This is a genomic window from Streptomyces sp. NPDC001604, assembly GCF_042893475.1.
GTDB lineage: Bacteria > Actinomycetota > Actinomycetes > Streptomycetales > Streptomycetaceae > Streptomyces.
The window spans coordinates 141,923-162,220 of the sequence record NZ_JBIAUY010000009.1 but is presented as its reverse complement, the minus strand read 5'-3'; the positions used below and the strand labels follow the sequence as shown (position 1 = coordinate 162,220).

The 20,298-nt window shown below is 72.4% G+C and carries 19 protein-coding genes; 13 read left to right on the top strand and 6 right to left on the bottom strand.

From position 1 onward, the window contains the following. Positions 1-7: 7 nt before the first annotated feature. Positions 8-910, bottom strand: coding sequence for a universal stress protein (locus ACFY1E_RS24935; RefSeq protein WP_389079574.1), 903 nt, complete (start codon positions 908-910; stop codon positions 8-10). Between the two features lie 164 nt (positions 911-1,074). Between ACFY1E_RS24935 and ACFY1E_RS24930 the strand changes: the two genes are divergently transcribed. From ACFY1E_RS24930 to hypE, 13 genes are all read left to right on the top strand, one after another. Beyond that, positions 1,075-1,905 carry a universal stress protein gene (locus tag ACFY1E_RS24930; RefSeq protein WP_389079573.1) on the top strand — a complete coding sequence of 277 codons (831 nt, stop codon included), beginning with the start codon at positions 1,075-1,077 and terminating at the stop codon, positions 1,903-1,905. Positions 1,906-1,982: 77 nt separating this feature from the next. Next, on the top strand, positions 1,983-2,489 hold the full coding sequence (locus ACFY1E_RS24925) for a hydrogenase maturation protease (RefSeq protein ID WP_389079572.1): 507 nt from the start codon (positions 1,983-1,985) through the stop codon (positions 2,487-2,489). Further along, entirely contained in the window at positions 2,486-2,659 is a 174-nt protein-coding gene (locus ACFY1E_RS24920; protein WP_389079570.1) for an acylphosphatase, read from the top strand. The genes ACFY1E_RS24925 and ACFY1E_RS24920 overlap by 4 nt, the downstream gene beginning before the upstream one ends. Beyond that, positions 2,656-4,947 carry a carbamoyltransferase HypF gene (hypF, locus tag ACFY1E_RS24915; protein ID WP_389079569.1) on the top strand — a complete coding sequence of 764 codons (2,292 nt, stop codon included), beginning with the start codon at positions 2,656-2,658 and terminating at the stop codon, positions 4,945-4,947. The genes ACFY1E_RS24920 and hypF overlap by 4 nt, the downstream gene beginning before the upstream one ends. Before the next feature lie 6 nt (positions 4,948-4,953). Beyond that, complete coding sequence (locus ACFY1E_RS24910) at positions 4,954-5,211, top strand: HypC/HybG/HupF family hydrogenase formation chaperone (RefSeq protein ID WP_389079568.1); 258 nt, start codon at positions 4,954-4,956, stop codon at positions 5,209-5,211. Positions 5,212-5,767: 556 nt separating this feature from the next. After that, positions 5,768-6,898: a 4Fe-4S dicluster domain-containing protein gene (locus ACFY1E_RS24905; RefSeq protein ID WP_389079566.1), complete on the top strand. Its 1,131-nt coding sequence runs from the start codon at positions 5,768-5,770 to the stop codon at positions 6,896-6,898. Then, positions 6,898-7,362 carry a Crp/Fnr family transcriptional regulator gene (locus ACFY1E_RS24900; RefSeq protein ID WP_389079565.1) on the top strand — a complete coding sequence of 155 codons (465 nt, stop codon included), beginning with the start codon at positions 6,898-6,900 and terminating at the stop codon, positions 7,360-7,362. The genes ACFY1E_RS24905 and ACFY1E_RS24900 overlap by 1 nt, the downstream gene beginning before the upstream one ends. After that, the gene (locus ACFY1E_RS24895) at positions 7,359-8,165 is read left to right on the top strand and encodes an FAD/NAD(P)-binding protein (protein ID WP_389079563.1); all 807 of its coding nucleotides are present in this window, start codon (positions 7,359-7,361) and stop codon (positions 8,163-8,165) included. The genes ACFY1E_RS24900 and ACFY1E_RS24895 overlap by 4 nt, the downstream gene beginning before the upstream one ends. A 1-nt stretch (position 8,166) precedes the next feature. After that, positions 8,167-8,934, top strand: coding sequence for an oxidoreductase (locus ACFY1E_RS24890; protein WP_389079562.1), 768 nt, complete (start codon positions 8,167-8,169; stop codon positions 8,932-8,934). Next, on the top strand, positions 8,931-10,304 hold the full coding sequence (locus ACFY1E_RS24885; RefSeq protein ID WP_389079561.1) for a Ni/Fe hydrogenase subunit alpha: 1,374 nt from the start codon (positions 8,931-8,933) through the stop codon (positions 10,302-10,304). Before ACFY1E_RS24890 ends, ACFY1E_RS24885 begins: the two co-directional genes overlap by 4 nt. Beyond that, a complete protein-coding gene (locus ACFY1E_RS24880; RefSeq protein ID WP_389079559.1) occupies positions 10,297-10,917 on the top strand; it encodes a CBS domain-containing protein in 621 nt (206 codons plus the stop codon). Before ACFY1E_RS24885 ends, ACFY1E_RS24880 begins: the two co-directional genes overlap by 8 nt. A 16-nt stretch (positions 10,918-10,933) precedes the next feature. Continuing rightward, positions 10,934-12,037, top strand: coding sequence for a hydrogenase formation protein HypD (gene hypD / locus ACFY1E_RS24875; RefSeq protein ID WP_389079558.1), 1,104 nt, complete (start codon positions 10,934-10,936; stop codon positions 12,035-12,037). Beyond that, positions 12,034-13,068: a hydrogenase expression/formation protein HypE gene (hypE, locus tag ACFY1E_RS24870; protein ID WP_389079556.1), complete on the top strand. Its 1,035-nt coding sequence runs from the start codon at positions 12,034-12,036 to the stop codon at positions 13,066-13,068. The genes hypD and hypE overlap by 4 nt, the downstream gene beginning before the upstream one ends. A 17-nt stretch (positions 13,069-13,085) precedes the next feature. Here hypE and ACFY1E_RS24865 read toward each other — a convergent pair whose 3' ends face one another. From ACFY1E_RS24865 to ACFY1E_RS24845, 5 genes are all read right to left on the bottom strand, one after another. Further along, positions 13,086-13,694: a TetR/AcrR family transcriptional regulator gene (locus ACFY1E_RS24865; RefSeq protein ID WP_389079555.1), complete on the bottom strand. Its 609-nt coding sequence runs from the start codon at positions 13,692-13,694 to the stop codon at positions 13,086-13,088. 27 nt (positions 13,695-13,721) lie between these two features. Continuing rightward, positions 13,722-15,782 (bottom strand): discoidin domain-containing protein, encoded by a 2,061-nt coding sequence (locus tag ACFY1E_RS24860; RefSeq protein WP_389079553.1) that lies wholly within the window; start codon positions 15,780-15,782, stop codon positions 13,722-13,724. Positions 15,783-15,993: 211 nt separating this feature from the next. After that, on the bottom strand, positions 15,994-16,503 hold the full coding sequence (locus tag ACFY1E_RS24855; protein ID WP_389079552.1) for a flavodoxin domain-containing protein: 510 nt from the start codon (positions 16,501-16,503) through the stop codon (positions 15,994-15,996). A gap of 16 nt (positions 16,504-16,519) precedes the next feature. Then, positions 16,520-17,251 carry a CBS domain-containing protein gene (locus ACFY1E_RS24850; RefSeq protein ID WP_389079550.1) on the bottom strand — a complete coding sequence of 244 codons (732 nt, stop codon included), beginning with the start codon at positions 17,249-17,251 and terminating at the stop codon, positions 16,520-16,522. An 11-nt stretch (positions 17,252-17,262) separates the two neighbouring features. Next, positions 17,263-19,956: a GNAT family N-acetyltransferase gene (locus ACFY1E_RS24845; RefSeq protein WP_389079548.1), complete on the bottom strand. Its 2,694-nt coding sequence runs from the start codon at positions 19,954-19,956 to the stop codon at positions 17,263-17,265. Positions 19,957-20,298: the final 342 nt, after the last annotated feature.

Genomic DNA, 20,298 nt, shown 5'->3' with positions numbered 1-20,298 from the left:
CGGCCTCTCAGTCATGGGGTACGACCGCCACGGGGCAGCCGACGTGGTGGATGGCGGCGTGGGCGACCGGCCCGGTACGGGAGACGGTGGGCCGCCCGGTCCTGCGGCGGCCCACGACGAGCAGGCTCGCCCCGGACGCGGCCCGCACCAGCACCGAGGCCGCGCGGCCCTCGGTCACGGTCTCGACGACCCGGACCTCGGGGTATTTCTCGCGCCACACCTGCAGGACGGCGCTCAGGAAGCCGAGCCACTCCTCGGCCCGGTCCGGACGTTTCACCAGGCCGATGTCCCCGGAGCCCAGGCCGATCGGTGAGGGCTGCTGCCAGGCGTGCACGACCTTCAGCCGCGAGCGCCGCAGCCGGGCCTCCTCGAAGGCGAACTCGATCACCTCGTCGCAGGGGTCGGCGAGGTCGATGCCGAGGACCACGTCCCGGTACCCGGTGCGGGTGGACTCGGCGCCGTCGTCGTCCGGCAGATGCTCGTCGGCGGCCTCCTCACCGGACCGGACGAGGACGACCGGCCGGCCCGCCCCCGCCACCACGCCCAGCGCGACCGAACCGACCAGGAATCCGGTGAAGCCGCTGAGACCGCGCGAACCCACCACCAGCAGGTCGGCCTGCTCGGCCGCCTTCAGCAGGGCGGCGGTCGCGGGGCCCTCGACCTGCTCCTGGTCCAGCTTTACGGCGGGGCAGGTGCGGCGGATACGGTCCTCCGCCTGACGCAGGGATCGCTGTGCGAGGTGGCGCTGTGCTGCGGTGGCGATCTCGCCGTCCTCCTGACGGGGATGCCAGTTCCAGGCGTGCACGAGCCGCAGCGGCCGGTCGCGGCGTACCGCCTCCCGGGCGGCCCACTCGGCGGCTGCGAGACTCTCGGCGGATCCGTCGACTCCTGCGATGACGGGCGGAAGCATGGTGCGCACCTCCTGCGCTCGGTCTGCTCCTCACTGCCAGCTTCGTCCCGTGGCCTACCGGCGGGTATGGGCCGCCAGGTCTCCAACCGGGTCCGTTCGGCCCCTGCGCACGAGGGGGACGGGCGGCGAGTGTGGAAGGACCCGGGCCCGGAAGGCGGCACACCATGCAACGAGTGATCATCGCCGGTGTCGACAGGTCGGCATGCAGCCGTGCCGCGGCCGAGTGGGCGACACGTGAGGCGCTGCTGCGCGGGCTGCCCCTGCGGGTGGTGCACGTGGTACCTCCGGCCTCCCTGGATCCGGTGGAGCAGTGGCCGTACCATCCGGCGGCCGTGGCGGACCACGTGGTGACCGAACTCGTCGAGCGGCACCCGGCGTTGCGGGTGCGCGGCGAGAGCCACACGGGGATGCCCGCCCCGGTGCTGCGGGCCGTGGGCGAGGAGGCGGAGCTGGTCGTGCTCGGCCGGCGCGGCGAGGGCGGTGGCTCGGGGAGCACGGTGGGCGCCACCGCTGCGGCCCTGGCGGAGGGGTCCGTCGGGCCGGTGGTCCTGGTTCCCGGCGCGCTCGCGGGCCAGGGGCCGCCGCGCCCGTCCGCGGGCGTGACCGTCGGCGTCGATGTCCGGGACCCGTTCGGCGGCGCGCTCGACTTCGCCTTCGAGGCGGCGCGGCTGCGCGGTGCACGGCTGCATGCGGCGTACGCCTGGAAGTTGCCCGCGTCCGCCGCCGCGTCACCCCTCCCCGTGCTGGAGGAGGACCGCGCCACCTGGGAGGACCACGAGGTGCAGCTGCTGTCCGACGTCCTGCGGCCGTGGCGCACGAAGTACCCCGACGTCGACGTCCTCGAGGACGTCATGCTGTTCCCCCCGGTGGAGGCCCTCGTCCACGCCTCGGAAGGTGCCGAACTGGTGGTGGTCGGGCGGCGTTCCGCCCCGGGTGTCACCCTCCGGGAGCTGCTGGACCGCTCCCGTTGCCCGGTGGCCGTCGTCCCCTCATGATCAGGGGAGGGTCGGCCCCGGTGGTTGGGTCGTTCGGCCCCTGTGGGCCCGGATGGCGTCGGCGCAGGGTGAAGACCATGAGGACGCGCACTCGGATCGCCGTCATCGGCGTCGGCAATGAGTTCCGGCGCGACGACGGCGTGGGCTGGGCGGTCCTCGCCCGGCTGCGGGAACGGGCCGCGCAGCGGCCGCTGCCGCCGGGCACCGTGCTCGCGACCTGCGACGGCGAGCCCGGACGGCTGATCGGGCTGTGGGAGGGCGCGGATCTCGCGGTGGTCGTGGACGCCGCCCATGCACATCCCGGCATGCCCGGCCGCGTACACCGCCTCGAACTCGCGGGCGGCCTCCTGGCGCAGCCGCCGACGACCAGCTCGCACGGCCTCGGTCTCGGCGAGGCCGTCGAACTCGCCCGCGCTCTGGGCGTGTTGCCCGCGCACCTCGTCGTGTACGCGGTGGAGGGCGCCGAGAGCGCGCTGGGCACCGGCCTCTCCCCCGCCGTCGAGGAGGCCGTGGAACCCCTCGTCCGGGCCGTCGAGTCCGAGCTCGACCGGCACCGGGAGACCGCGACCGGGAGGCCGGCATGACCGTTCGGCGCTTCCATGTGGAGGGGATCGTCCAGGGTGTCGGCTTCCGCCCGTTCGTGTACCGCACCGCGTCCGCACTCGGCCTGGACGGCTGGGTGGCCAACGTCAACGGGCATGTGGAAGGCGAGACCGCCCGACACCAGGAGACCGCAGCCGGGAGGCCGGCATGACCGTGCGGCGCTTCCATGTGGAGGGGACCGTCCAGGGCGTCGGCTTCCGCCCGTTCGTGTACCGCACCGCGTCCGCACTCGGCCTGGACGGCTGGGTGGCCAACGTCAACGGGCATGTGGAGGGCGAGGTCGCCGGACCGCTGGGCACGATCGACGAGTTCGCGGCCCGGCTGCGCACCGACGCCCCGGCCCTCGCCCGCGTGCGTCGCGTCCGGCTGAGCGGCGAGGGCACACCTGAGCAGGCTTACGGCCGGGGTTTCCAGGTACGAAACAGCGCGCCCGTCGGCGTGGACGCGGCGCCGCGCGAGATCCCGCCCGACGCGGCGATCTGCGAAGCCTGCCTGGCCGAGCTGCGCGACCCCCGCGATCGCCGCCACCGCTACCCGTTCATCAACTGCACGGACTGCGGGCCGCGCGCCACGATCATCGAGGACCTGCCCTACGACCGGATCCGCACCACCATGCGTCGCTTCCCGCTGTGCGCCCGGTGCGCCGCCGAGTACGCCGATCCGGGTGACCGGCGCTTCCACGCCGAGCCCGTCGCCTGCCCCGCCTGCGGTCCCCGGCTGGCCTGGCGGGACCTGCGCGGCGAGGAGGCACTGCGGGCAGCGGTGAAGGTCGTCGAGGCGGGTGGGATCGTCGCGTTGAAGGGGCTCGGCGGCTACCAGCTCGTGTGCGACGCGGGCAATCCGTCCGCCGTGTCGAAGTTGCGGCGCCGCAAACACCGGCCGACGAGGCCGTTCGCCGTCATGGTCCGCGACCTCGGCACGGCCGCCCGGCTGGCGCGGGTCGGGGCCACGGAGCAGCAGGCCCTGATGTCCCCGGAGCGCCCGGTGGTGCTGCTCGCCCGGCGCCGGTGGCACGGCAGTGCCCCGCTCGCCCACGAGGTGCACCCCGGCCTGAGCCGAGTGGGCTTGTTCCTGCCCACCACCGGCCTGCACCACCTGCTCCTCGACGAGCTGGCCCGCCCCCTCGTCGTGACCAGCGGCAACCTCAGCGACGAGCCGATCGCCGTCGACGACGCCGACGCCCGGCGCACGCTGGCCGGTGTCGCGGACGGCTTCCTCACCCACGACCGGCCGATCCGCTCCCGCTACGACGACTCGGTGGTGCAGTTCGCCGGACGGACCCGGATCACGGTGCGCCGGGCCCGCGGGCTCGCTCCCGCCCCCTTGCCGCTGTCCGTGCGGGAGCCGCTCGCCGGGGCCGGTGCCCAGCTCAAGCACACCTTCACCCTGGCCGCCGACGGCCGCGCCCATCTCGGCCCGCACACCGGAGACCTGGCCGACCTGGCCGCCCACGAAGCGTTCCTGGCGTCGTACGAGCACCTCAAGCGGCTCACCGGCATCCGGCCCGCGGTCCTCGCCCACGACCTGCACCCCGGTTATCTGTCCACGCAGTGGGCCGAGGCGCAGCCACTGCGCCGCATTCCGGTGCAGCACCATCACGCACACGTGGCCGCCTGCGCGGCCGAGCACGGCGTGCAGGGACACTTCCTCGGTGTCGCCTACGACGGCCTGGGGCTGGGCGACGACGGCACCCTGTGGGGCGGCGAGATCCTCGTCGCCGATCTGAGCGGCTACCGTCGCGTGGGCAGGTTCGCGACCGCGCCCCTGCCCGGCGGCGACGCGGCGGTACGCCATCCTTCGCGCACGGCGCTGGGCCATCTGTTCGGCGCCGAGACGCTCGGCTCCCCGCGCCCGTATCCCTGGCTCACCCGGACCTTCACGGACCGGCTCGATCCGGCCGAGGTCGCCGCCGTGCGCGCGATGATCACCAAGGGTGTGAACTGCCCCCGCGCCTCCAGCGCCGGACGGCTCTTCGACACGGTCGCCGCGCTGCTGGGGCTGTGCGACCGGGCGAGTTACGAGGGCGAGGCGGCCGTCCTGCTCGAGGCGGCCGCGGGCGCCGAGCACGCCGCGGCCCTGGCCCATCGGGTGGTCCGGGCGCAGGGCCTGTGGGTGTACGACTCCGCGCCGACGCTGGCCGATCTGCTGGAGCGGCGGCTGTGCGGGGAGCCGGTGGCCCGGCTGGCCGCGGCCTTCCATCTGACGCTCGGGATCGTCACCGCGGACCTCGTCGCGCGGGCCGTGGCCGAAGGCGCGCCGCGCACGGTGTGTCTCGGCGGTGGTTGCTTCGTCAACCGCCGTCTGCTGACGGAGGTGCGGCGACGGCTGCACGCGCAGGGGCTGCGGGTGCTGGTCGGCGGTCAGGTCCCGGTCGGGGACGGCGGCATCAGTTACGGCCAGGCGGCGGTTGCTGCCGCACGGCTGGCCGGGGAGAGGTGAGCGCACATGTGCCTGGGCATCCCGGGACGGGTTGTGGAGATCCACGACGATGCGGGGCTGCGGATGGCCACGGTGGATTTCGGCGGGATACGGCGCGAGGTCTGTCTGAGCTGCACGCCCGAGGCGGATGTGGGGGCGTACGTGATCGTGCACGTCGGGTTTGCGATCACCTTGGTCGACGAGGCGGAGGCCGAGCGGACGCTGGACGTGCTGCGGGCCATGGCGGGGGCCGTCGAGGGGGAACTGGGCGAGCCTCTTCCCTAGTGCTCGGCCGGCAGAGCGGCGGGCGGCGGGCCATGTGCCGACCACCGCACGCAGCGGGCGCCGCCTGACACGCACGGCCCGGCGCTGCATCCGGCGGATGCAAGCCAGGCGCACTACCCGGGTCCCCGCAAGCCGCGTGCCGGCCGCATCCCGCCAACCGGCCACAAGCCACGTACCGACCACCGCACACAGCGGGCGCACCGCGAGGCACGCCAGACCCGGCGCTGCATCCGGCGGACGCAAGCCAGGCGCACTACCTGGCGATCTGGCAAGCCGCGTGCCGGCCGCAAGCCGCGTGCCGGCCGCAAGCCGCGTGCCGGCCGCAAGCCGCGTGCCGGCCGCAAGCCGCGTGCCGGCCGCAAGCCGCGTGCCGGCCGCAGGCCGCTGTGGCTGGGTGCGCCCGCGCCGTGACGCCGCACCTCAATACATCCCCGCACCGCTTTCGGCGCGTTGCAGGTCCGGTCGGCTTGTCCGGCTGGGCCAGTTGGCCCCTGCCTCATGTGGTGGGCGCCGTCAGAAGCTGAGAGTGGAGCCAGCGACAAGGAGGAGGAGCGACATGAGCGCAGCCCCGGCCGTTCTCGATCGGGACGGGCTCAGTGCCCTGGTCGCGGTGCTGGTGGCGGACGGACGGACCGTCGTCGGGCCGACCGTCCGTGACGGTGCGATCGTGCTGTCCGAGCTGACCTCGGCGGATGCGCTGCCCTACGGCTGGGGTGTCGAGCTGGAGGCCGGGCGGTACCGGCTGGTGCCGCGCGAGGACGGCGCCGCCTTCGCGCACAGCGCGGGCCCGCAGTCCTGGAAGAACTTCCTGCACCCGTCCCGGGAGCGGCTGTGGAGTGCCGACCGGACGGCGGAGGGAGAGGTGACGTTCACCGCGCACGAGCCCGCGGCCCCGGCGTACGCCTTCCTCGGTGTGCGGCCGTGTGACCTGCGGGCCATCGCCATCCAGGACCGCGTGCTGACCGGCGGCCGCTACGAGGACACCGGCTACGGCAGGCGCCGGTCCGGCGCCCTGCTGATCGCCGCCGAGTGCACCGAGCCCGGCGCGACCTGCTTCTGCGTCTCCACCGGCGGCGGACCCGCCGCCGACCCCGGCTACGACCTCGCGCTCACCGAGGTGGTCGACGAGGACGGGCACCGTTTCCTGGTGCGCGTGGGCAGCGAGGAAGGCGCCCGGCTGCTGGAGCAGGTTCCGCACCGCGGCGCCGACCTGGTCACGGAGGCCACCGCCCGCGCCTCCGTGGACGCGGCCCGCGACCGGATGGGCCGCTCGCTGCCCCCGGTCGACCTGCGCTCCCTGATGGGCGCGAGCCTGGACGCCGAACGCTGGAACGACGTCGCCGAGCGCTGTCTGACCTGCGGCAACTGCACCATGGTCTGCCCGACCTGCTTCTGCACCACCACGGAGGAGGTCACCGATCTGACCGGTGACCACACCGAGCGCTGGCAGCGCTGGGACTCCTGCTTCGACCTGGACTTCTCGTATCTGCACGGCGGCTCGGTGCGCCACTCGCCCCGCAGCCGCTACCGGCAGTGGCTGACCCACAAGCTCTCGACCTGGCACGACCAGTTCGACACGACCGGATGCGTGGGCTGCGGGCGCTGCATCGCCTGGTGCCCGGTCGGCATCGACATCACGGAGGAAGTGGCCGCACTGCAGGCCGAACGCGGAACGGAGTCGGACTGATGCCTCCCTCGATTGCCCTGCGCATGAACCACGCGCTGCCCGTCGAGCACCGTGAGCGGCTGCTGCGGGTCGGTCGCGAGGCCGCCTTCCCGCAGGGCAGCCGCCTCTTCGAGGAGGGCGGGCACGCTAACCGGTTCTGGATCGTCCGCAGCGGGACGGCCGCCCTCGACATGCACGTTCCCGGCCGCCGCCCGCCGGTCGTCGAGACGATCGGCGTCGGTGATCTCCTCGGCTGGTCCTGGCTGTACGAGCCGTTCGTGTGGCAGCTCGGCGCGGGGGCGGTGACGCCCTTGCAGGCCTACGAGTTCGACGCCGTCGCCGTCCGGCTGATGTGCCTGGACGATCCCGAGTTCGGCCGTGCCGTGGAGCACTGGGTCGGCCGGGTGCTGGCCCACCGGTTGAATGCGGCCCGCGCCCGGCTGGTCGACCTGTACGGCATCTACGACACGAAGGACGAGCGATGACCGCGCTGCCGGTGCCCCACCGGGTGGTCGCCCGCCGGGCGGAGACCGCCGACACGGTCACGCTGCGATTCGAACCGGTGGCCACCGCACTCCCCGATTTCCTGCCGGGGCAGTTCGCGATGGTGCACTCGTTCGGGCGTGGGGAGATTCCGGTGTCCGTCAGCTCCGTGCAGGCCACCGGCGGTCTCGCACACACGGTCCGCTCGGTGGGCGCGGTCTCCGACGGGCTGTGCGCGGCCCGGGTCGGCGACGTTCTCGGCATCCGCGGTCCTTACGGCACCAGTTGGGAGTCGGCGCGGGCACGCGGCCGTGACGTGGTGATCGTGGCGGGCGGCATCGGTTTCGCCCCGCTGCGGCCGCTGATCCTGGCGGTGCTGGCCGAGCCGGCTTCGTACGGGCGCGTGAACGTCCTGATCGGTGCGCGCACCCCGAGTGATCTGATCGCCCGTGCGGAGGTGGCGAGTTGGGCGACCGCGTACACCGGCGTGACGGTGGACCAGCCCGAGGTCGACTGGCGGGGCGACGTCGGCGTGGTCACGCAGCTGATCGGGCGGGCGCAGTTCGAGCCGGAGGAGACGACGGCGTACGTGTGCGGTCCCGAGCCGATGATCCGGGCCACGTCCCGCGAACTCGCCCACCGCGGGGTGCCCCGCGACCGCATCCAGGTCTCGCTGGAGCGGAACATGCGGTGCGCGACCGGGCACTGCGGGCACTGCCAGCTCGGGCCGCTGCTGGTGTGCCGCGCGGGTCCCGTCGTGGACTGGGAATGCGCGGAACCCCTGCTCTCCGTAAGGGAGTTGTGAGATGACCGCCACGAAGACCAGGCCCGGGCTCGCGGTGTTCAAGCTGGCCTCCTGCGACGGCTGTCAGCTCACCCTGCTGGACTGCGAGGACGAACTCCTGGCGCTGGCGGGCGAGGTGGACATCTCGCACTTCCTGGAGGCGTCCAGCGCGGTGGAAGCGGGTCCCTACGACCTGTCCCTCGTCGAGGGTTCGATCACCACGGCCGAGGACGCCGAGCGGATCCGGACCATCCGCGCCGCCTCGCGCCACCTGGTGACCATCGGGGCGTGCGCCACGGCCGGCGGCATCCAGGCCCTCAGGAACTTCGCGGACGTCGACGAGTTCCGGCGCACGGTCTACGCGCACCCCGAGTACATCTCCACGCTGGCGACCTCGACCCCCGTCTCGGCCCATGTGGACGTCGACTTCGAGCTGCGCGGCTGCCCGATCGACCGCAGGCAGCTCATCGAGGTGATCACCGCGTTCCTGGCCGGGCGTAAGCCGGACGTGCCGAACCACAGCGTGTGCTTCGAGTGCAAGCGGCGCGGCACGGTCTGTGTGACGGTCGCCCACGGCACACCGTGCCTCGGCCCCGTCACGCACGCCGGATGCGGGGCGCTGTGCCCGGCGTACCACCGCGGCTGCTTCGGCTGCTTCGGCCCCTCCGGGTCGGTGAACCTGCCCGCGCTGATTCCGCTGCTGCGCCGCGACGGCCTCGACGAGGACGACGTGGTGCGGTTCCTGCACACCTTCAACACCGCTGCTTTCGAAGAGGAGTTGGGCAAGTGACGCATCGCGGATCCCGTGTCCTGCACGTCGGCTCGCTGTCCCGGGTCGAGGGCGAGGGCGCCCTGCGTCTGAAGGTGCACGACGGCACGGTCACCGACGCACGGCTGGAGATCTACGAACCGCCGCGCTTCTTCGAGGCGTTCCTGCGCGGGCGTTCGTACACCGAGCCGCCGGACATCACGGCGCGGGTGTGCGGGATCTGCCCGGTGGCGTACCAGATGAGCGCGTGCGCGGCGATCGAGGACGTGTGCGGGGTGACGGTCGACCCGGTGATCCGGGACCTGCGTCGGCTGCTGTACTGCGGGGAGTGGATCGAGAGCCAGGTCCTGCACATCTATCTGCTGCACGCCCCGGACTTCCTGGGCCGTGCGAGCGCGATCGAGCTGGCCCGCACCCACCGGGCGGAGGTCGAGCGCGGGCTCAGGCTCAAGAAGGCGGGCAACTCCCTGATGGAGCTGATCGGCGGGCGGGCCGTGCACCCCGTCAACGTACGGCTGGGCGGCTTCCACCGGGTGCCGACGCGTGCCGAACTGCGGCCGCTCGCCGAGCAGTTGAAGCAGGCGCTGGACGATGCGTGGGAGACCGTGCGCTGGGTGGCCGGCTTCGAGTTCCCGGATGCCGAGGTCGAGGCCGATCTGCTGGCGCTCGCCGCTCCGGACACGTACGCCATCGAGGGCGGCACCCCGACGGTGCTGCGTGCGGACGGCTCCACCGCTTCCTTCCCGGTGCGGGAGTTCACCGGGCATGTCACCGAGACCCATGTGGAGCACTCCACCGCGCTGCACTCGCGACTGGACGGCCGGCTGCATCTCACCGGCTCTCTCGCCAGGTTCGCGATCGGCGGTGCACGGCTGTCGCCGGTGGCGCTGGAGGCGGCCGTCGAGGCGGGGCTGGGCGATCCGCGCGAGGGCGCGGTGTGCCGCAATCCGTTCCGGTCGATCCTGGTGCGGGCAGTGGAGAGCGTGTACGCGGTCGCGGAGTCGCTGCGGATCATCGAGGCCTACGAGCCACCGGCGCGCCCGTACACCGACGTGCCCCCGGTCGCGGGCGTCGGCCACGGCGCCACCGAGGCGCCCCGCGGACTGCTCTACCACCGCTACGAACTCGACGCCGACGGTCTCGTGACCAGTGCGCTGCTGGTACCGCCCACGGCACAGAACCAGGGTGCGATCGAGGACGACCTGCGTCGGCTGACACAGCGTGCCATCGGCGAACGCGACCCGGACGACGCCGAGTTGACGGCCTTGTGCGAGCGCGCGATCCGCAACCACGACCCGTGCATCTCGTGCTCCACCCACTTCCTCGACCTGACGGTCGTCCGTACCTCGTCGGACACCTCGCAAGACATTCCGGGAGGCTGCGATGCCTGAATCTCCGTACACCGTGAGCGATGTGATGACGCACACCGTCATCGCCGTCGGCAGTGAGGCGCCCTTCAAGGAGATCGTCGAACTGCTCGACCAGTGGAAGGTCAGCGCCCTGCCGGTCCTGGCGGGCGAGGGCCGGGTCGTGGGGGTGGTCTCCGAGGCCGACCTGATGGCCAAGGAGGAGTTCCGGGACACCGAGGAGGGTGATCCGGAAGTACGGAGGAAGGCCGGCGCGATCACCGTGGGCGAGCTGATGAGTGCCCCGGCCGTGACGGTGCACGCCGACGCCTCGCTGGCCGAGGCCGCCCGGATCATGGCCCGCCGGCACGTCAAGCGGCTGCCCGTCGTGGACGGGGTCGGCCTGCTGCAGGGCGTGGTCAGCCGCAGTGATCTGCTGAAGGTCTTCCTCCGTGACGACGAGGAGATCGCCGACGAGATCCGGCACAGCGTGCTGGGCCAGCTCCCGGTCCTCACGCCCCTGACGGTGAGCGTGAAGGACGGCGTGGTCACGCTCGGCGGCCGTCTGCCCGACCGGATGCTCGTGCCCGTGGTGGCGCGGGCGGTGCGGGCGGTGGAGGGGGTCGTGGACATCCGGCTCGATCTCACGCATCGATGACGCACGCGGAGGGCCGATGAAGTACCTCGACGAATACCGCGATCCCGTCCTCGCCCGGCGGCTGCTGGACGAGCTGCGGCAGACCGCCACCCGGCCCTGGCGGATCATGGAGGTGTGCGGCGGTCAGACCCACACACTGGTCCGCCAGGGCATCGACGAACTGCTGCCCGCGGGGATGCGGATGATCCACGGGCCCGGCTGTCCGGTCTGCGTGACCCCGCTGGAGACCCTGGACCGGGCCATGGCGATCGCCGCCCGGCCCGGCGTGATCCTCACCAGCTTCGGCGACATGCTGCGCGTGCCCGGCACGGACACCGACCTGCTGTCACTGCGGGCGCGCGGCGCCGACGTACGCGTGGTCTACGCCCCGATGGACGCCGTGCGCCTGGCCGCCGACCGGCCCGACCGGGAAGTGGTCTTCCTCGCGGTCGGTTTCGAGACGACCGCGCCGGCCAACGCGATGGCCGTGCTGCACGCGGCCCGCCTCGGGCTGACGAACTTCTCGATGCTGGTCAGCCATGTCCTCGTGCCGCCCGCCATGACGGCGCTGCTCGACGACCCCGACTGCGAGGTGCAGGCGTTCCTGGCGGCCGGGCATGTGTGCGCGGTCATGGGCTGGACCGAGTACGAGCCGATCGCCGCACGCTACCGGGTGCCGATCGTGGTCACCGGCTTCGAACCGCTGGACCTGCTCGAGGGCATCCTGATGGCCGTACGGCAGCTGGAGGACGGCCGGGCCGAGGTGGAGAACCAGTACGTGCGCGCCGTGCGCCGGTCCGGCAACACCGACGCGCAGGACGCCGTTCGGACGGTCTTCCGGGTCACCGACCGGGCCTGGCGGGGCATCGGGGCACTGCCCGACAGCGGTCTCGAACTCGCCGAGCAGTACCGGCAGTTCGACGCCGCCCGTCGCTTCGACGTGGGCGGGCTGTGCCCCGTCGAGGACGCGCAGTGCATCGCGGGCGCCATCCTCACCGGGGCGAAGCTGCCCACCGACTGCGCCGCGTACGGCACCCGCTGCACCCCCCGCCACCCCCTGGGCGCGCCGATGGTGTCGTCCGAGGGCACCTGCGCCGCCTTCCACGCGGCCGGACGCACTCCGACGAGGAGCACGGCATGAGCATCCAATGCCCCACCCCGAACCACGAGGACGAGGTCGTCCTGCTGGGTCACGGCGCCGGCGGACGACTGACGGCGGAGTTGCTCGACCAGCTCGTGCTGCCCGCCGTGGGCGGCGGTACGGGCCCGCTGGAGGATGCCGCGCTGCTGCCCGGTCATCCCGGCCTGGTGATGAGCACCGACAGCTTCGTCGTCAGCCCGCTGTCCTTCCCCGGCGGGGACATCGGATCCCTCGCCGTGCACGGCACGGTCAACGACCTCGCGATGCGGGGTGCCCGGCCGCTCGCCCTGTCCGTCTCCCTCATCGTCGAGGAGGGCCTGCCGCTGGCCGAACTGCGGTCCGTCATGGCCTCGTTGGGCAAGGCGGCGCAGGACGTGGGCGTGCCCGTGATCACCGGGGACACCAAGGTCGTGGGCCGTGGCGCTGCCGACCGGTTGTTCATCAACACCACCGGCGTCGGGCAGCGGCACGAACTGCTGTGTCCGTCGGCCGCGTCGGCGCGCCCGGGCGATGCGGTGCTGCTGTCCGGGCCCATCGGGCTGCACGGCACGACCGTGCTGAGCACCCGGGAGGGGCTCGGCTTCGAGAGCGACATCGCCTCCGACACACGGCCGCTGCACCGGCTGGTGCGCGCCCTGGCGCCGCTGGGCGCCGCGGTCCATGTGCTGCGCGACCCGACCCGGGGCGGGCTGGCCGCCGCACTCAACGAGATCGCCCGGGACTCGTCCGTCGCCGTGGAGATCGAGGAGAGTGCCGTCCCGGTGCCCCAGGCGGTGGCTTCCGCCTGCGACCTGCTCGGCCTGGACCCGCTGGTCGTCGCCAACGAGGGCTGCCTGGTCGCCTTCGTCGACACCGGCGCGGCCGATCGGGCGCTGGCCGCCCTGCGGTCGCTGCCGGAGGGGGTGCAGGCGGTGCGGATCGGCGAGGTGCTTCAGGAGGGGCCTCGCGGGCGGGTCACCCTGCGGACGCTGGTCGGTGCGCGGCGCATCGTGGACATGCCGCTGGGCGAGCAGCTCCCCCGTATCTGCTGACGCCGGTTCTTCTGCGGCTAGGCCCGGCGAACGTCGTCGTGGACCAGGCCTGCGATGTGGGTGGTGACCGTGTCGAGGATGTCGGTCCAGGCCGATTCGTCTCCGAGGACGAGGTAGTTGAGGGTCAGACCGTCGGTCATGGCGGCCAGGTAGCGGGCCAGCACCGTTGCAGGGACGGCGAGTTGAAGGTCCATCGTGCGGCGCAACCCGTCGATGAGCTCGGCGTAGGCGGCGCCGTACAGCTCGTACTGCCGTCGCGCCAGGTGCTCGAAACCCGGCTCGCGCAGGGCGTACTGGGTGAGTTCGTAGGTGAGCATGTGTTCGTCGGGGTGGGAGCGCACATGGTCCCAGTACGCCTGGAAGCCGGCCCGGACGGTCTCCACGAGCGTGGCCCTGGGCCGCAGGGCCTGCTTCACCACCGTCACCGAGTGGTCGGTGAGGGTGGTGATGACGGCCTCGACCAGAGCCTGCTTGGAGTCGAAGCAGTAGTGGAAGACGCTCAGGGACACGCCCGCCTCGGCGGCGATGGACCGGGTCGTCGTCCTGGCGACGCCGTCCCGGGCCATCGCCCTGATCGCCGCTTCCGTCAGCTGTCTGCGCCGCTCGGCCGACGGCATGCGTGCCATGTGCGTCCTCGGTGGTGGTGAGGGACCTCAGGCGCTGTGGACGCCCACTTCGTACAGCGAGTATCCCCAGTCGGTGCCGCGCTGCAGGCCGTGGATGCGGACGTAGCGGGCCGGTGTGCCGGTGAAGCGGGCGGTGTCCAGGCCTCCGTCGCCGGACGTGGTGGACCAGACGGTCTGCCAGTCGGTGCCGTCGGTGGACAGTTCGATGCGGTACGACTTGCCGTAGGCGCGCTCCCAGGCCAGCGTGACCCGGCCGACCCGGTGGGTTGCGCCCAGGTCGACCTGCCACCACTGGTCGTCGCTCCAGTCGCTGGCCCAGCGGGTGCCGTCGTCACCGTCGACGGCGCGGCCCGGCTGATAGCTGGTGAACGGGTTCCACTCGGACGAACTGGCGGTGGCCGCCGCGCCCTTGGCGAGGTCGACGGATGCCTGGTGCTGCTCGGTGGCCCCCCAGGTGTCGAGGTAGGACTCGGCGCCCCGCATCAGGTCGTTCACCACGCCCTGGCCGCCGTTGAGTCGGATGTCCTCGATCCAGTCGGGGATCATGCCGACGTGGGCCGCACCGTCGGTGTTGAAGTCGAAGGTGCGCTCACCGGTGGTCTGCCGGTCGACGACCGAGCCGCCGTCGGCGCTCTTGAAGGGGTAGGTGACCTTGTTCGGGGCGTCGGCGCCGCGCGGGGCCGGGTGGTCGCCGATGCCGTTGAAGTCGGTGCCGTAGCCGTAGCCCACGTGGTACTTGTCGCGCAGCGCCTTGGTGCGGGCGGCCTCCGAGACGAACCCCTGGGAGCCGTGCATGTACTGGGCGACGAAGCCGCCGAGGGAGTAGACCCGCTCCGTCCAGTTCAGGTCCATCCAGCTGTGCGAGGAGAGCACACCGGGGTAGGACGCGGCCTCGAAGATGTCCAGGGCCTGACCGACCGCCTTGACGCTCATGTGGTCGATCTCCAGCATCATCTTGCGTTTCATCATGCCGCGCACGGCGTAGGCGCCGAGGTCGGTGAGGCCGCGCTTGTTGCACTGGGCGTCGGAGTCGTACGAGGGGACGTCCACGCCCGCCGGCAGGTCCTTCTCCGCGGCGGAGGAGGCGGTGCCGATGGGGTTGTCGTGCTGGGGGCCGGTGCACTTCTCGGTCTGCCAGAAGGTGCCGGTCGACAGGAACTGCCCGACGTTGATGGCCGTTCCGAGGCCGCCCGAGTCGAAGCGGACGCCGCACAGCGCGTTGTCGAACTTGTGGCACAGGAACATCGAGCGCACCCCGAGCCCGTACAACTCGTCGAGGCCCTTGTCGATGTCGGCCTTGCTGCACTGCGGTATGTCCAGGATCTGCTTGCAGCCGAACGGCTCGGAGGTCTCCACGCCCAGGACGACGGCCAGCTTGCCCTGCTTGATCACCTCACGGGCCTGTGCGCTGTCGGTGACGATCCGGAACCAGCCCTTGCCGGGGCCGCCGTACATCTTGTCGATGTAGTCCTGCAGTTGGTACGTCAGCTTCGCCTGCAGCCGGATGGAGGTCATCTCGTCGCAGCCGCGGTCCTTGAAGGGGTAGACCGAGCAGATCATGCCGTTGGTGACGAGGTCGTTGACCAGGACCCGCTGCCCGCCGCGCCAGGCCCGCTCCAGCCAGGCGTAGTAGTTGGCCTGATGGGTCATCGAGTCGTACGCCGGCCAGTCCTTGAAGGTCGGCCCGCCGACCGGGTCGTGCCTGCCGTCGCCACCGTGGGTGATGTAGTCGAAGATCGCGAGGGTGCCGTCGGGGTAGTGCTCGGGACAGTCCTTGAGCGCGTCGGCGACCCCGGCCTCGGAGAACACCTTGCCGCAGATCAGCCGCCCACCGAAGGCCTCGTTGGAGAACAGGTGGTTGTGCGCGTCGACGAATCCGCGTACGTCGCCCGCGGAATCGGTGCCGGTGAACGGCTCACCGGTGACATTGATCTGGGCGTCCGGGGCCGGGGGCGAGGTCGGGATCCACCAGTCGTTTCCGGCCGCGGAACTCGGCGTGGGGCCGAAGGTCAGGGTCAGGAGGAAGAGCAGCAGCGACAGCACGGTGACGTTCTTGCGTCTGCGGTACGAGCGTCGAGTCGGCGTCACGGCCCACGTCCCTCGGTCGGCGGGATCGCGCGGTTGACCAACCCATGGTGTTGTCATGACCCGCGCAAGATATGGGACGAGGATCGGGGCGGGCACCTTCCGAGTCAAGAGTCCGGGACGCTTGACCTGATGGCGCGCGACTCCCGCCGACCACACGCCACCAAGCCGTGCTCCTCAGCTGCCCGCACCGCACTCGGTGCGTCTCCCCTGTTCAGTTCTTGGCCATTTCCGCCGCCAGTTCGCCCGCGACACGAGCCGACCATGCCTCGATCGCCGGGAAGTTGCGGAAGTCCCCGCCCTTTCCGTTGCGCACGATCATCTTGGCGATCCAACCCCTGGCACCCTCCTGCAGGCAGCCTCCGAAGGTGATGTGTCCCCTGGCGTCGAGCCGGGTCATCGCACGGCGCACACCCGGCACGGGCGGGATGTCCCGCTCCGAGGCCGAGGCGTCGAGCGGGCCGCTGCTGAAGAACCACAGCGGGCGCTCGGCCAGTGCGCGGCGGTGCCGGCGCACGAACCGGCGGGCGTCCTTGTGCCAGCGTCCGGCGTACAGCCCACCGCCGACCACGACGGCGTCGTATCCCGCCAGATCCACGACGGCCCCGGCCGGCAGTGCGGCGGCCGTGAGTCCCTCCTTGCGCATGACCTCGGCCACGGCCTCGGCGATCTGCGCGGTCGATCCGTTCGTCGTCCCGTAGGCGATCAGGACATTGCGTGGCATGGCGGTCCGCCTCCTCTCACAGCTTGCGCAGCCAGTCGTCGGCCACGCCGTGCAGGGCCTGCTCCTGGGGCTGGATCTTGGCATCGTCCAGCCGGTAGGTGAGCTTGTCGACGACAGCGACGACACCGTCGATCTGCCGGGTCATGGAGAGTGCGATCTCCGTCTCGCTCTTGCGTTCCATCTGACCGGAGAGCGTGACCACGCCCTCCACCACCTGGACGTCGATGCTGCGCGGCGGCAGCCACAGGGCGTGCACGAGCACCTCTTCGACGATCTCGGTGCGGATGTCCGCATCGGGCCGCAGGAAGACCTGGAGCAGGTCGCGGCGGGTGACGATGCCGACCAGCCGGTGCTCCTCGTCGAGGACGGGCAGCCGCTCGATGTGGTGCTGCGCCATGGTGCGGGCCGCCTCGACGATGGTGTTGTCGGCGTGCACCGTCAGCGGCGGCTCGGTCATCAGCTGACCGGCCGTACGGGCCCTGGCCTTCGTGGCCTGCTGCCGGGACGTGCGGGTCACAGGGACCGGCCAGTGGCGCTTCTTCGGCTCGTACGGATCCGGCGTCTCGGCCTGCCGGACCATGAGATCCGTCTCGGAGATGACACCGATGACCTTCTCGTCCTCGTCGACCACCGGCAGTCCGCTGATGCGGTGTTCGCCGAGCAGCCGTGCCACCTCTTTGAAGGGGGTGCCGTACGTCGCGCGGACGACCTCCGTGGTCATCACGGAGCCGACCTTGTTGTGCTTCATGACGTTCCTCCTCAGCGCAGGCGGCGCAGATACGGGTCGTGGGACGTGCGCGGCAGCAGGCGCACCCGTGCGTCGAGCACGGTCACTCCGCCCGGTGTCGCGAGCACGGGGTTGAAGTCGGCCTCGGCGAGTTGCGGCAGGTCGCCCGCCATCCGGGACAGGCGCAGCAGCAGCTGTTCGAGGCCTTCGAGGTCGACGGGCCGCGCGCCGTTCGCACCGAACAGGAGCGGAGCACAGCGCGGCGCCGTGATCAGGTCGTGCACGTCGTGATCGGTGAGCGGGGCCAGGCGGGCGGCATGGTCGGCCAGCACCTCGGTCGCGGTGCCGCCGAGGCCGAACAGCACGAGCGGGCCGAAGACCTCGTCCTGGACGACACCCGCGAACAGCTCGGTGCCGCGGTCGGCGAGCGGCTGCAGCACCACGCCGGTCAGCAGGCCGGCGAACCGGGTCTCCAAGTCACGGAAGGCGGCGCGCACTTGGGAGTCGCCGCGCAGGTCGAGATGGACGGCGTGCTCGGCGGTCTTGTGCAGGAGCCCCGGCCAGTGGCCCTTCATGACCACCCGGCCGTCGGCGCCGCGCAGCCGGTCGGCGGCGAGGACGGCGTCGTCCTCGGTCTCGGCCCAGGCCCACGGCAACTGGGGTATGCCGTAGCAGTCGAGGAGCGCGGCGCACTCCCGCGGGCCGAGCCAGCCGCCCTCCGGGTGGGCGTCGAGGTAGATCGCGACGGCGGAGCGGGCACGTGCCGTGTCGACGCCGTCGAGGGCGGGGACGGTCCCGGCGGGGTGGGCGAGCCATTCCGTGCGGCGCACGGCATGGGCCAGCGCCCGTGCCGCCGCCTGGGGTTCGGCGTACGAGGGCACGGTGCCGCCGTCGCTGGCGGGCAGCAGTTCCACGGACAGCGCCTGTTCGAGGCGTACGGCGACGACCGGCTTCAGCCGGGGTGCGGACATCCGGGTGACGGCCCGTACGAGGTCGTCGCCGGTGGCCGCGGCCACGGCGGTGGGCACCAGAGCGACCAGGACGGCGTCCGCGTCGCCGTGCCGCATGAGGCGGTCGACGCACTGCGCGAGCTGGTCCTCCGTTACGGCCGCGGTGGCGTCGACGGGGTTGCCGGCGGCGGCGCCGTCGGGCAGCAGGGCGAGCAGGTCGTCGACCAGGTGCGGGGTGGGCGCGGGCACGGTGAGTCCGGCCTCGGCGCAGGCGTCGGCGGCGAGGACCCCGGCTCCGCCGGCGTTGGTGACGATCGCGATCCGGGGTCCGGCGGGCAGCGGCTGGGAGTGCAGCAGGGCCGCGGCCTCGAGGAGTTCACCGACCGAGCGGGTGGCGGTGATGCCGGCCTGGGTGAAGAGCGCCGCACGGGTCATGGTGCGGGTGGCAGCCGCTGCGGTGTGCGAGGCGGCGGCGCGTCGGCCCGCGTCGGTGCGGCCCGCGTCGACGGTCAGCACGGGCATACGGCGCGCGACGCGGCGGGCGGTGTGGGAGAAGGCCCGGGGGTTGCCGAACGACTCCAGGTGCAGCAGCGCCAGACGGGTGCGGCCGTCGCTCTCCCACCACTGGAGCATGTCATTGCCGCTGACGTCGTACTTGTCGCCGAGCGACGCGAAGGACGACACGCCGATGCCCAGCCGGGACAGCCCGTCCAGGAGGGCGATGCCCACCCCGCCGGACTGCACCGCCACGCCGGCCGTGCCGGGGCGCGGGTGGTTCGCGGCGAAGGTCGCGTCCAGGCTCAGCTCCGGGTCGGTGTTGGACAGCCCCAGGCAGTTGGGGCCCACCAGCCGCATGCCGTACGTGCGGCAGGCCGCCAGCAGCGCCTGCGCCTGGTCGGCGTCGAGCCCGGCGGTGACCACGAGCAGGGCCCGCACGCCCGCCTTGCCGCACTCCTCTGCGGTGGCGGGGACCGCGGCGGCCGGTACGGCGACGACGGCGAGGTCGGGGGTCAGGGGCAGGGCGCTGACCGAGGGGTGGCAGGGCACGCCGAAGAGGGAGGTCGCGGCGGGGTTCACCGCGAACATGCGGCGGGTGTAGCCGCCGGCCTTCAGATGGTGCAGGATCGCCCGGCCCACGGAGCCCGGTTTGCGCCCGGCCCCGATGACGGCGATGGCCTGCGGCCGCAGCAGGGGGCGCAGGCTGAGCACGTCGGCGGCCCGGCCGCGTTCCTCGACCGCCGAGAAGTAGGTGTCGTCCTCGTCGAGCTCGATGGTGCAGCGCACCTCGGGACCCTCGAAGCGCCGGCCTACGTGCAGACCGAGATCCGCGAAGAGCCGGAGCACCTCGCGGTTCTCGCTGAGCGCGTCGGCGGTGAACGACGTGATGCCCTCCGCGCGTGCGGCGGAGACGAGGTGTTCGACGAGGAGGGTGCCGACACCGCGATGGTGCAGTCCGTCGGCGACCGCGATGGACATGTCGGCCTCGGTGCCGAGGCCGCCGGTGTCGTACTCGGCGAGACCGATCACCTGGCCCGCCCGCTCGGCGAGCAACGCACGGTAACCCCGGTGGGGTGCGGCGCAGGCGCGATCGGCGGCCATTTCGGCGGAACGCGAGCTGAGGCCGAAGAACCTGAGCCGCAGGTTCTCCGGGGACATCTCCTCGTACAGCCCCTGTAGTTGCGCGTGGTCGGCAGCCACCGCGGGACGGATGCACACCGTGGTGCCGTCCGCGAGCAGGGCATGGACCGGGGGCGCGCTGGTCGTGTGGTCCGTCATCGCGGTCTCCTCCAGGTTTCTCTCCACCTCGAGCGTCCAGCGGAACGGGGCAGGGCCCCAGGGGCTGACCGGCGGTGATGAGGGGGCCGGTCGGCCCTCAGTGCCGGTTGCGCCGACGTTCACCCGGCCGGCAGGACCGCCTGTACGGCGCGCACGACCGGCTCGGCGAGCCGTAGCCTGGACGCGCTACCGGGGCGGGCCGCCGACTGCGCCGCAACGAGGGGCACGGTCCCGAAGACGGTGCGTGCCAGCGCAGGGCGACGGCGGCGGTCTGCACGGGCAGGACACCGGCCAGGCACAGCCAACGGGTCCGGTTGTGCGGCTGGTGGCGGACCGCCGTCA